Below are 12,793 nucleotides of genomic sequence, written 5' to 3' on the forward strand. Positions count from 1 at the left end.
TACGCGGCCGAGGGCGTTGAGGGCGTCGGCTTCCCCGAGACGGTCTCCGAGGTCGCGGTAGATCTCGAAAGCTGTCTGGAGCAGGTCGCCAGCCTGCTCGTAGTCGTCGGCCAGGAACCGCAAGCGCCCAAGGTTTTTCAGGGCGTCGGCTTCGCCCGAGCGGTGGCAGAGGTCGCGGTAGAGGGTGAGCGCCTGCTGGTGAAGGTCGGTAGCCTGCTTGTAGTCCCCGGCGAGTCGGCGCAGGCGGCCGAGGGCGTTGAGCGCGTCGGCTTCTCCGAGACGGTCACCGAGGCCGCGTGTGGTGTCAGCGGCGCGCCGTTGCAGTCTCGCAGCCAGGGGCCATTCCCCGTCGAACTCCAGCAACCTCGCCACTGATCCGGTTAGCGCAACCATTCGTGCGAGGTCACGACTGGCGGTATGGTCCAGGCAGGCCAACAGGTTGTCTCTCTCGGTGCGCAGCCAGGTGAGCGCCTGCAGTTGGTCGCCGAATTCCGGCACCAGGGCATCCCGCGTTGCAGCAGATACGATCGCGTGGTCGGTACCGGTGCGGGTGGACCACGCCGGCCACCGGTCCGCGTGGGCGGCGGTGTGCTGGTAGTAGTCCAGCAGCCGGTGCTCCGCGCCGGTAGTGTCGGCCTCCGAGTCGGTGGTGGTTAGGCTGTTGGCGTAGGAGCGCAGCAGATCGTGCAGCCAATACCGGCCTCGGCTGGTTTCGTTGAGCAGATGGTCGTGGTAGAGAGCCAGCAGTTCACGCCGAGCGGTTGCAACATCCACGTCGACCAGCGCCGCCACTGCATAGGCGTCCAGCTCACGGCCGGGGTGCAGCCCCAGACGCCGGAACACCTGCTGTCGCTGCGGTGGAAGGGCACGATACGACAGGTCGAACGCGGCGCGCACGGCTGGGGCGTCGTCGTCCAGCGCGGCCAGCCGATCCGCCGCAGCTTCAACCTCACCGGCGTAGTCGTCGAGGTCGGCTGCCGCCCACGTCCTGTGGTGCGCAAGTTGTCCGGCGAGCAGTACGATCGCCAGCGGCAGACACCCGCATACGTCGGCAATGCGAGCCGCAGCGTGACGTTCGGTCTCGTCGGTGGCGTCGCGGCCGGTAACGGTGAAGACCAGATCCACCGCCGCGGGTGGGTCGAGAACCTCTAGCGCCAAGGGGTTGGTATCCGGCAGAGTGAGCCGGTGCCGACTGGTGACCAGAGTTAGGCATCCTGATCCGCTCGGCAGTAATGGCTCGATCTGTTCCCGGTCGGCTGCGTCGTCGAGCACCAGCAGCATCTTCCGACCAGCAAGCAGATGACGCCACAGGTCGCGACGCTCGGCCACCGTATCGGGTAGGTGGCGCGGGTCGGTACCGATTGCGATCAACAACCTGGCCAGTACCTCCGCCGGATCTGCTGCCGGTTGTCCAGGAGTATGGGCGTGCAACTGGACGAAGTACTGCCCATCGGGAAACCTCGGTGCCAGTTGGTGGGCCGCGTGGACAGCGAGGGTGGTTTTGCCGATACCGGCCATCCCGTTGATCGCATGGATCGCTACTACCCGCCCCCCGCTGGCGGCGTTCAGGATCTGCCGCAATTCCCGGTCACGACCCAAGAAATCACGCGGAAGGGCGGGAAGACTCGATGTGACGGGCTCCCGCGGCGGCGGCGGTTGCGTCGTGACCACCTGGATCGGTTGGTCACCGCCGACATGCACGGGCGCCGGGGTAGCACCGATCGCAACGGTCTGGGCGACCACCCCGGCGAGACTGATCCCCCCTGGCAACTGGTGGTGCGACGCGGGCGGCGTGGGGGCTACCGGCGCGCCGAGGAAGGGTCCTGCGGCTCAGACTTGCCCGCGTTCACCGAACCGATCTCGATATCGCCTACAAACGAGCCCCCCACGACCCGCACCCCCGTCCCGGTCGACCGCACCTCCCGTATCCGCAACGCCGCCGCGGATACCCGCTCCAAATCCACACCCACCGCAGCCCCAGCCGCCGCCTCGTGCGCGCGCACGGCGGCAAGCAACGCCTGCGCCGCCACCAGCAATTCCTGATCATTCTCAGCGCCAGCACGATGGAGATCCTCGACCAGGACCGTACGTCGAGCAACCGAATCGGGTTGCTGCTCCACCGATTCCACACCCGATAGCCCGACACGACCTGACACCAGAGCCTTCAACTTCGCATAGGCATCAGTCACCGCCTGCTTTGCGGTATCGCTCAACCCCGCCACCGCGCCCACCGCTACCGCCTCGGCCACGATCGCCGGCACCGTCTCCAACACGAGATTCCCTCCCAGCACCCCACCCCGCGCGATACCCGGCGAGGTCATCGACGTTCTGACCGCCGGATTCTACGCCGCTCACCCGGCAGCCGAGCCGATACCGCATCCGCGGCTGGGCGGATTTTGGCAGCGCCGACAGATTGGGTCGTGGATCAGCCTGCGATGTCGGCATCGAGTTGCCATGGATGCAGGCGATGACGAAACCACGACACGACGAATCGAAGACCGTTGATAGCGCCCACAGCGGGTCCGCCTCCACCGTCGGACCATGTGGAATCCACACTTGGTGGTGGCCCGACGCCGGCAAGTACAGGAGGCGCTATAAGGGTGCTGGGACCGCGGCAGCAAGATGATGCACAAAAACCGATAGCCTGGCCAGGTCGAATGATCGAGCCTGTGACCATGCGAACTCTGTTCCCGGTTCTAGATCGGGACGTCGTAAGCCTAGGCTCTCCCATCGGGCAACGATGCGAGCGAACCCGTTCGACGGGCCGTCGTCGTCTTCAAGGATCGCTAGAGCTAGTCGCTGCAACGTCGATGACGCTTGTTCGTGAAGCGCAACTATCGCCGCATCCCACCACCGATCGCCATTAAACCCTGACACGAGAGCAGCGCGAACATAATCAATAGGCAGCCTGTCGCACAGAAGAACGTACGCTTGCACAATCTCGCTGTGTTCACGTTCGGTCATCAAATGTAGGTCGATCATATTCGGCAGGTCCGGCCAGTGATCGCATATGGCGATATCGTCCGCAAGCTTCCGCGGAAGCCCGTGTGAGGCTGGATCAGAGCCTGACACCTGTTCCTTACAGGAACTCAAAATGGTTCGTTTCAAGCGCTTCATATGCCTGGAATAAAGGTTGATATCATCCCCAAGACCGATCGGCTGGGGGCGATTACGGAGAAACCAGCGCGTCGTTCCGTCGAGGCAGGCCCGGACTCGCAGCGCAAGCCGTACCTTGGCGTGTTCAGGCAATGTGCATCTCCATATCTCCGAACTGATGCGCCGAAGGTCCATCAGTTCAGTTGCAACTTCGAATGCTTGCGCGATATCGGCGGTCGTGGCTGAAGTATGTTCGGCGATCCTCTTGACGAACCCGATCCCACCGAGGTGGATCATGTCGCAGGAAATCAGCTGGGCGCCTATGTGCTTGAGATGGGGATGTTTCTGGAGGCTCACCCTGGCCTTGAGATCACCGCGAGCGATTTCCGTCGGGAAGTATTCAGGCAGAAGGTGTACCCATAGCCGGGTCGGTGGATCAACGGAATTCGATATTTCGATACATGTCCTGATCTCTTCACATGCTGCTAATTGTGCTAATTCCCACACGGTCAGACCGCGTCCACGCTGGGCTCGGCGGCGGATTTCGACGATCGAGGGGAACTCCTCCGTAGGCCAAGGTGCCTTGCCCGAGTATCGCCAGTCATCCGCCATACGAGCATAAACTTTAGCGCCGTCTGATTGCTCGTATTCGGCCGTGCGCAATGCCCGACTCCGCTTTATCGCGGAGTTCAATCTATAGTCAGCCGAAGCACGCAATATGAGCTCTTCATTTCCTGACTCATTATATCTGACAGAGTTTTCGCTCAGTTGTGTCAGAATGAATCTGATATTCCATTCGTAATCGAGAGCGGCAGTGGTTGCCTCGGGATGCTCCGGCTCGAACCGTTCGAACCGGCCTCCGGCCGCGCAGAATTCGATTTGACCACGGGGTGTAGTGATGCGATTTCCGGACTCGCAGATAACAGCAGCGCGAACCGACAAAACATTGATTCGGGGACTTTCGTCGGACAAGCGATCTGTATCGTTTTCGAATTCATCGGATGCCTTCAGGAGCAGTCGAGTGCCACCGTTCAGCAGCACATCGACTGGGGCGCATAAAATGGCTTCTATGAGGTCATCAGGTCTAATTTCCTCTATTTCCGATTGTAAGTCGAGTGCTACATTGGCCTGTGGGCTGATCGGAATCAGCGCTGACGTTCGTGACCAAACTCCACCACCTCGGCTTATTAGATTCCTGCCATAGGCTTGCCATGAACCGTTGGGAGTCCCGAAGATGCGCTGACGCTCTCTAGCTGCGATAAGTGCGGTTGGATCAGGATCAATGAACACGTACTCGTCGTCGAAAGCTGCGACCAGGCGCATACGATCCGAGAGAAGCGGACCGGGACTCGCGTCGCCGCTGATGTATCCTACGCCAACGGCCGTGAAATCTTCGGCCGGAAGTTCGATGTCTTTGTCTCTGAAGAAACGTTTGTGTCGTGATTCGAGCCACATTGGATTGCGCGCCAGTGCCAGACCGGAGGCAGTGTTGCGGCCGCTTGAGCGCGGGATCGGATGATTCGCTCCACGTAGCTTTGCCTGCAATAGGGGAAAGAGTGTGGCCATCGAGATGAATTGATCTTGCGGCCGGGTGCCGGCGCGCAATACCTCAAGCAGCGCACCAGTGAATGCGGTGCATCCACCGCTGCCGGAGGCCGATGCAAAGTTGCGTGTCGTACCGGTCGCGGTGAGAACGTAGGCACCCTCGATGACCGTCTGCTCCTCAAGGTGCCCTTCTGGCAAATTTCCGAGATAGCCGTTCCCATGTGCCTTACCGCTGTAACAGCAGTCCAGGACTACCAGCTTGATATTCGCGGACGATCGCGCAATGTCGTCACGTATTGCCGAATAAGGTACTGTTGTATACTTCGCTTTGTCGGCGTGGGATGCCGAGTAGGTCAAGACGAGCTCATCGTTGACCGTCATGCCGTGACCGGCATAGTAAAAGAGCAATAAATCTTCCGCTTCCTCTACGGCGCTTGACAATGCATCGCCGAACGCTACCGGAGCTTCCGGGTTTAACTTCCTCACGATGTTTTGCAGGCCCGTCTGGGTTCTGAGAAACGTTTCGAGTTCTGTTAGGTTGTTTTCAACAGCAGGTAGTGGCGGAAATCCTGAATTGGGATCATACGCTGCCGTTCCGACAAGTACAGCTCGAGACTGTTGACTATTCGGAAGTCTCACCTTTTTCGGACCCCACTGCTATCTCGATCGCCCGCGCAACAGTGTCGATTGTTGCAGGCTTGACGTGGCCATCGACCTCTATTTCGGCACTCCCACCGGGACCTTTCACTGTGATCCTCAGACGCGATTTCCGAGTGATCCAGGCAGTTACGCATGCCGACAATGCCGCAGTCACGCTTGGTTCCAGGACCAGCCTGATAACTTCTTCCGAACCCATGTCGTCGCCACGGGGCGGGGCATGGACGACAGCCTTTCTCACCTTTAGCAGCTCGTCGTCTTCCACGAGATGTCGGTACAGGGAGTTCAATTCATGAACAGTGTCGTCAGCCCCGCTCACATAGAGGTGCAACTCTGTCATCCCAGGGCTCGCTTCATCGCAAAATATCCTCAAGTTTCGTTGCGCTCGGGGAGTTCATTACCTTCTGCTTCTTCAGGCTCTAGCTACAGGATAGCGTCCGAAGGGTGACGCAGCGACGGTACGTCGAGCGAATGCGGTTGAGAGCGTGGAAGTTCCGTGACAAGTGGTCATCGGATCCTTCACGGGCTGGGGTGGGCTCCCGGAACGTTGTAGTCATGGCCGCGGTGGGCGGCCGCGATGAGGCCGAAGGGGGATGAGGGCGCATCCCCCATGCACCGGCGAATGGTTCGGCGTTGCCGCCAGCTGCGGACAGCACCAAGACCATCTGCGCCGAAGTCCACGTCAACTCCACATCGCCCCAGTCCGGCCGCGCCACCGCTCGTTGGTGCCCGGGATGCCCTGGCGACCGCATCGGAGCACGACCCGCGACCTCCCGCACCCAAATCGACGGCCTTCCCACAACACCCTCCTGACCTCGGATGTTGCTTCCACCGATTGAACCTGCTGAATACAGCTCGGTGAAGTCTACCGAATCTCTTGCTCTGCACGGGCTCTTGGCATCCATCGGATCGGTCGGGATGCGTATGACAACGCGTTGGCCCAGTCGATCATCGGGCTGTTCAAGACCGAGGTCGTCAACCGGCAAGGGCCGTTCAAAACCCTCGCCGAGGTCGAGTACTCGCTCATGGAATGGGTCGACTGGTACAACAACGCCCGACTGGACTACCTGACCCCCGCCGAATACGAGAGCGCCTACTACGCTCAGCAAACACCACGCCGACCGGCGCTGGTCTGAAAACCAATCCGGTCTCGTACCCATGAGGGTTCACCCGCGGCTCGGCCGGGGCCCAGGCCGGGCCACGGATAGATGGTGAGCGAGGTAACGGTGAGATTCACGGTGCGCTCGACGACTCCGCGTTCTTCGATCGCCGCGGTCAGGTAGGCGTTGACGGCGCGGCCTCGGCCGGTCCAGGAGCGCAGGAGCGACGTCGTGGCCGCAGTTGTCCACGAGCCAGCCCAGCAATTGCCCGACCCGCTCGAGATGAGTCTTCCGAGGGGGCCGCGGAGGCCGTCTCGGTCGGCCAGCGCGGCGGCGAATCCGGCCAGCATCGGGTCGGCGCGGTCTGATCTAGAGAAGCCCCAGCAAGTCTTGGGCGTTGTTCTCCTCGACGTCCACGCGGAAACCCTTCGGGCAGTATCAGCACTGCGGTAGGCACCGACAGCGCCGCGTCGGAGATCAGCGGCGGATCGGGCTGCCAAGGTCGCCGCTGCTCTTCTGCCGGAGGGTGCGACGCCCCCGGGGAGCATGCCGCAGGAGGGCGGTGCTGGAGTGTTGTCCGGCCCCTGTCCGATGATGCCGGAGTTAAAATTTACAGTTGATGAACCGGCTCAGCCCCGGCCCTAGAGTGCCTTTCCACCTACCGGGAGTACCGGATGGCAGGCGTGGCCACTAGCGTGCGAGGGGGTGAGGTTCACCGGTGAGTGTGGCCAGTACGGTAGCGACCGTGGCCAGGCGGTGAACCGCGCCACCGAACTCGGCACCCACACGCCCCCGCTGCGACCGACACCCGCTGCCCACGACCTGCCCAGTCCGGGCTGCAGTCGATTCGCCGCATGCGACAGCCACGCCCTCGACCGCGCTGCCGACACTGTTGAGGAACTTGTCGAACCCGATCCCCACTTACGAGCCTTCCCCTGGTTGCGTGATGGCCGCGGCCTGCTGAGCGGCACCGGTATTCCAACCGGCCTGCGCGCCGGTGCCGTATCCGCCCAGATTCGCCAGTGCCTGCGGCCCGACCGCCGCCACCACCTGAACATTCGTGCTGATCTTGGTCATCGCCTCATCGAGCGAGGCAGCGCTGTAGTCGGGGTTGCGGGTCTGGTTGATTGCGTTGTCGGCCAGAGTGTCTTGCCAGGACCGGGTTTTGATCTCATCACCCGACAGATGCGGGTTGCCGACCAGATGCGTCCACATCTGCTTCATCGTGTCCGACGCCGCCTGGTCCATCATGTGATAGCGGCCCGCGGCCAAGCCCAGGATTTTGGCGATCTCGTTACCCGCCTGCACGAGATGCCGCACGCCCCACGACCAGCGTTCGGCGAACCGTTCCGTTGCCTGCTGTACGTTCTGGCGACCGGCCTGTATCGGCGACAGTGCCACCAACGAGAAGCCGCGTCCGCTCGCGCCGGTCTCCTTCACCCCCAAATCCGACAGCTCGCCGATGATCCCGTTGATCCCCTCCGCTGCCTTCACCAGCACCTGCGGATCAACATCGAGGTTCTCACCCACTAACCGCCGCCTTCCTCCACGGACACGACGACCGGTGGGAACGCCATCGGCGCCGCTCCCGCGACGTCGATGACCACGCCCGTCGGCCGCGTACACCGTGGCGTGAACTCCTCCACGATCCGTCTACCCAGCAGCGTGTGGTACCGGTAGTCACGATCCTGGGGGACACCGCGGGCGGTCATGTACCGGGCGAACTCCTCGACACTGGTGAACGCGCACACCCAATCAACACCACCGAACTCGCTGACGACCAACCGGCCGTCAGCGCTCATACCCACCACCAACACCGCATCCAAGAACGCTGTCCGCAACACCTCGGGTTGTCCGAAACCCGCGTAGAACGCCGCGATCTCCGACCGCAACACGCCACAAGTACTTTCCGCCGCCTCGATCGACACGAACAAGGGCACCTCGCTCACCGTGTCTCCGGCAATACTTCTGCATCAGCGCATCGTTCGGGCATTCCCGTCGGCTGCTCGGTCCGCAACACGGTCGGTGGCACTCGCACGACCTCACGCATACTTCGATCGGTCCGAAGCATCAAGGACATATCGCGCTCCTCCAGCCACATCCACGCAGTGCCTTCGAACATATAAGACGTGCCGACAGCCCAACCGGTTCCGCTCGAAGGCGACTACGCACCCGCAGTGAAGCAGCCGGGACTTCGCCGTCGAACCAGCACTCGGGTCAACGGCTGGCGCCAGCCGCCTGGCCGTCCTAATACTGCAACGGCAGTCAGTCCGGTAGCTTGCTGGCGTGGTTGTGGATGTTGTTGCAACGGAGCTGGATTCGCTGCACGCGAGGATCGGTGGCCGTTTCACGCGGTCGGAGCCGCGGGACCGGGCGCGGGAGTACGTGACCGGGCTGGTCGCAAGTCTGGAGCGCAAGAACGGGTGGACGCTGGCCGAGCAAGCTGGTGAGGTGAGCCCGGACGGGATGCAGCGATTGCTGCGGTGGGCGGACTGGGACATCGACGGCGTCCGCGACGACGTGCGTGGTTACGTGGCCGAGCGGCTCGGTGAGAAGGATGCGGTGCTGATCGCTGATGACACAGGGTTCCTGAAGAACGGCCTGCGGTCGGCGGGAGTGCAGCGCCAGTACTCCGGCACGGCCGGACGCACGGAGAACTGCCAGATAGGGGTGTTCCTGGCGTATGCCTCCCGCCACGGCCACGCCCTGGTCGATCGGGAGCTATATCTACCGGAGTCCTGGACCACCGACCGCGACCGCTGCCGGGCCGCCGGGATCCCCGACGAGGTCGAGTTCGCGACCAAGCCGCGGCTGGTGATGGCCATGCTGGAACGGGCGGTGTCGGCAAAGGTGCCGTTCGGGTGGTTCACCGCGGATGAAGCCTATGGTCAGGTCAAATACCTGCGGGTATGGCTCGAACAACACGACATCGCCCACGTCCTGGCCACTCGCCGCAACGACACCCTGGTCACGGGCATGTTCACCGAGGCCCGCGCTGACGAGCTGGTCGCCGCGCTCCCGGCACGAGCATGGCAGCGGATCTCCGCCGGTGCCGGTGCGCACGGACCCCGCGACTACGACTGGGCGCGGGTCCCGATCCGTATCGGCTGGGAACCCGGCCGCGGGCACTGGCTACTGGCCCGTCGCAGCATCACCGACCCCGGCGAGATCGCCTACTACGTCTGCTACGGGCCACGCCGGTCCACGATCGCTGATCTGGCGTGGATCGCGGGGTCGCGGTGGCGGATCGAGGAATGTTTCCAGCAGGCCAAGAACGAGGCGGGCCTGGACCACTACCAGGTCCGCAGCTGGCGGGCCTGGTATGCCCACATCACCCTGTCCATGCTCGCCCTGGCCTGGCTCGCCGGGGCGAAAGCCGTTGCCGCAAAAGGGGAACCACCGCCAGCGAAGAAGGCATGATCGGCCTCACGCTACCGGAGATCCGACGCCTGACCATCGCCCTGGCCCTGGCCCTGGCCCTGGCCCTGGGCAGCGCTCGCTGCGCCCGCCACGTGTGGGCCTGGTCGAACTGGCGCCGACGACGACAACACCAAGCCCGCCTATCCCACTACCGACGACGAGGACACCCACTCACCTGACTGCCGTTGCAGTACTAGCCGATGTTCACTGCGTGCTCGATGTTCGAAAGCTACCGCAAAAAGTGAGCAATCGTGGCGCGCAACCATCCAGATTTTATTCGAACGCTGTGACGAATGGCCTTCCGCCGCAGGTTGACGCCGTGATGCGCCCGGCGTCGTGAGGTGGGGCAAAGAAGAGTGGAAGGTGAGTTCGGGAGCCTCTTATCGTTGGACCGACCGATCATGGACCGCAGGTCGAATGCGTGCGGCGTGGGAGTTCTGCCGCGCGGCGGCCGAGCGCACCATCGGCCAGTAGAGCCGCAGCAACTGGGCGGAAGGGAGTCGACGATGACAACCAACGGGGCACTTCGGAATGGATCGACCGTCTCGGGCGAACCCATGGCGTTACCCACACGGGGCGTGCAGGGGGTGTCTCGGCAGCTGGCCAGGTACTCCATCGACAATGTGTCGACCGCCATGTTGCCCGGTGACGATGTCGCCCGGGTCTGCCTCGAGCTGTCGGTCAGCATGCTGGACGGGCAGGATATTCCGGCGAAGACCGGTCGGCTGGCCGATGCGGCAACCGAGTGGGCTCGGGAGGGCGTGCCGATCGACACGATCCTGCATGCCATCCATGAAGGATTGAAGCTGGGTATGGATCTCGTCTTCTCGAACGGGGCGGTGAAGGACTACGCCAATCTGGTGGACGGCATGAAACTGGTTGTGGAGACGCTCGACATCATGAGCGCCACTGTCGCCCGCGCTTACGTCCGTGAGTCCAAGGCGGCGGTGAGCGAGCACCACACCGCCGTCCACACGTTGACCTCCGCGCTGCTGGGGGGATACACCACCGCCGCAATGGTCCGCGCAGACGGAGTGGGCATCGCCGAGGAGTATTCGGTTCTGGCGGTAGAAGTTCCGAAACACCCGGACGAGCAGCATCCGATGCTCGACGGCAAGGTCGTCGCCCGCCGTAAACTGCGCCGCCTGCAGGCCGAACTCGCTACCCGCTGCGGCGAGCACGCACTCGCGCTGCTCAGTGTGGACGGCGGGACGATCCTGATCCCGACTGCGACGCTGAGCGATGAGCGCCTCGACGAACTGCTCGCCCAGTTGTCGGCGGCCGCGCGCGTACCGGTGACAGCGGTCGCTGTCACAGCGTCGGCTGCGTTGGTGCCCGGCGCAGCCGACCGCGCTCACGAACTGCTCGACACGGTGCGTCGGCTGCAATACGCCCCTGGTCTGTACCGTTTCGCCGATATGGCGCTGGAATACCAGCTGACCCGGCCGGGTCCGGGTCGTGAAGCTCTCGGGTCGCTGCTGGACTCCCTCGACGATCATCCCGAGCTGTTCCAAACCTTGCGGAGCTATATCAGCAACAACCTCAATCGCCAACGCACCGCCCGCTCGTTGCAGATCCACACCAACACCGCCCCCGCCCGTTCACGGAGCCCTCGACCACCTGGTCGAAGCCTCGGTCTGCCCCACCACCCGAGCAGGCTGGATGCCGACAACAGCTTCCCGATTGCCGATCAGTGTCCGGACACGACTTCCCCCATGCGAATAGGCACTCGTTTCTAGATCAGGGCAGGAACGCAAAAGGCCCACTTCCAGGTGCCACCTCAGGTGAGGGTAGTGACCTCCAGAGTGCCGTCGTGGAAGGCGGCTCGCAGCTGCTTCTTGTCGAACTTGCCGACGCTCGTCTTCGGTACCTCGTCGATGAATGTCCAGTGCTCGGGCAGTTGCCACTTGGCGAATGACGAGGTCAGGTGCGCGCGCAGATCGCGGGGGGTCACCTGGGCGCCGTCGCTGAGGACGACGGCGACCAGCGGCCGCTCGTCCCACACCTGGTCAGGCACGCCGATCACTGCGGCTTCGGACACCGCGGGGTGGGCCATGACGGCATTCTCCAGCTGTACGGAGGAGATCCACTCCCCGCCTGACTTGATCACATCCTTGGATCGGTCGGTCAAGCTCAGGTAGCCGTCCTGGGTGATCGAGCCGATGTCGCCGGTGCGCAGCCAGCCATCGCGGAACTTCTCGGGGTCGGCCGCGTCTGTGCCCTCCGGTACGAAGTAGCGCCCGGTGACCCACGGCCCGCGTACCTCGAGTTCGCCGAGCGAGCGTCCGTCCCAGGGCTGCACCTCGCCGCGGTCGTTCACCAGCCGGGCCTGCACGCCGGGCAGCAGTCGGCCTTGTGTGTAGCGGTAGCGCCAGGCGTCGTCGCCTTCGGCGGTCGGCGGTGCCCACGCGAGGCTGCCCAGTGGGGATGTCTCGGTCATCCCCCACGCCTGGATGATGTCGACGCCGTGCCTCTCGGCGAATGCGTCCATGAGTGCGGGTGGCACGGCAGAGCCGCCGACGACGACGTTACGCAGGTGCGTGACGTCCTGCGGGTGGCGGTCGAGCTGATCGAGGACGCCGATCCAGATGGTCGGGACGGCGGCGGCGAAGGTTGGCCGTTCCTGGGCGAGCAGCCGCACGAGGTCCGGGGCGTGAAGGTAGCGGTCCGGCAGTACGAGCGACGCGCCGGCCATGAGCGCCGCGTACGGAATACCCCAGGCCATCGCATGGAACATCGGGACGATCGTGAGCGCGTTGTCGTGCGGGGACAACGCCATTCCGTACGTCGCGCACACCTGCAGTGAATGCAGCCAGATCGAGCGGTGCGAGTACATGACGCCCTTGGGATCACCGGTCGTGCCGGAGGTGTAGCAGGACGCAGCGGCCGCGCGTTCGTCGAGTTCGGGCCAGTCGTACTCGTCGGGCTGCGCGGCGAGCAGGTCGTCGTAGCGATGGATGACGACCCCTGGCGGG

Annotated in this window: 10 protein-coding genes; 3 read left to right on the plus strand and 7 right to left on the minus strand. The window is 63.4% G+C overall.

Going from position 1 to position 12,793, the window contains the following annotated elements:
* The 4 genes from ON27_RS30925 to ON27_RS43360 all read right to left on the minus strand — a co-directional run.
* Positions 1-1,701, minus strand: a 1,701-nt coding sequence (locus tag ON27_RS30925) for a tetratricopeptide repeat protein (protein ID WP_157227459.1), incomplete at its 3' end; no start/stop codon positions are given.
* A gap of 98 nt (positions 1,702-1,799) precedes the next feature.
* On the minus strand, positions 1,800-2,273 hold the full coding sequence (locus tag ON27_RS40195; protein ID WP_157227461.1) for a Het-E N-terminal domain-containing protein: 474 nt from the start codon (positions 2,271-2,273) through the stop codon (positions 1,800-1,802).
* A gap of 319 nt (positions 2,274-2,592) precedes the next feature.
* On the minus strand, positions 2,593-5,280 hold the full coding sequence (locus ON27_RS41750) for a caspase, EACC1-associated type (RefSeq protein ID WP_083887911.1): 2,688 nt from the start codon (positions 5,278-5,280) through the stop codon (positions 2,593-2,595).
* Entirely contained in the window at positions 5,264-5,638 is a 375-nt protein-coding gene (locus tag ON27_RS43360; RefSeq protein ID WP_157227463.1) for an effector-associated constant component EACC1, read from the minus strand. The genes ON27_RS41750 and ON27_RS43360 overlap by 17 nt, the downstream gene beginning before the upstream one ends.
* A 568-nt stretch (positions 5,639-6,206) precedes the next feature.
* Here ON27_RS43360 and ON27_RS30940 point away from each other — a divergent pair.
* Positions 6,207-6,434 (plus strand): IS3 family transposase, encoded by a 228-nt coding sequence (locus tag ON27_RS30940; protein ID WP_281032787.1) that lies wholly within the window; start codon positions 6,207-6,209, stop codon positions 6,432-6,434.
* Between the two features lie 885 nt (positions 6,435-7,319).
* Here ON27_RS30940 and ON27_RS30950 read toward each other — a convergent pair.
* Positions 7,320-7,928: a hypothetical protein gene (locus tag ON27_RS30950; protein WP_043735680.1), complete on the minus strand. Its 609-nt coding sequence runs from the start codon at positions 7,926-7,928 to the stop codon at positions 7,320-7,322.
* Positions 7,928-8,347 carry a hypothetical protein gene (locus tag ON27_RS30955; protein WP_245560373.1) on the minus strand — a complete coding sequence of 140 codons (420 nt, stop codon included), beginning with the start codon at positions 8,345-8,347 and terminating at the stop codon, positions 7,928-7,930. The genes ON27_RS30950 and ON27_RS30955 overlap by 1 nt, the downstream gene beginning before the upstream one ends.
* Positions 8,348-8,684: 337 nt before the next feature.
* Here ON27_RS30955 and ON27_RS30960 point away from each other — a divergent pair, with 337 nt between their 5' ends.
* Positions 8,685-9,818, plus strand: coding sequence for an IS701 family transposase (locus ON27_RS30960; RefSeq protein WP_043735682.1), 1,134 nt, complete (start codon positions 8,685-8,687; stop codon positions 9,816-9,818).
* Between the two features lie 557 nt (positions 9,819-10,375).
* Positions 10,376-11,557, plus strand: coding sequence for a PucR family transcriptional regulator (locus tag ON27_RS30965; RefSeq protein ID WP_051047152.1), 1,182 nt, complete (start codon positions 10,376-10,378; stop codon positions 11,555-11,557).
* A gap of 41 nt (positions 11,558-11,598) precedes the next feature.
* On the opposite strand, the gene ON27_RS30970 is transcribed toward ON27_RS30965, so the two are convergent.
* Positions 11,599-12,793, minus strand: a 1,195-nt coding sequence (locus tag ON27_RS30970; RefSeq protein WP_043735684.1) for a long-chain-fatty-acid--CoA ligase, incomplete at its 5' end; no start/stop codon positions are given.

Source organism: Nocardia asiatica NBRC 100129, from assembly GCF_000308415.1.
GTDB classification, from domain to species: domain Bacteria; phylum Actinomycetota; class Actinomycetes; order Mycobacteriales; family Mycobacteriaceae; genus Nocardia; species Nocardia asiatica.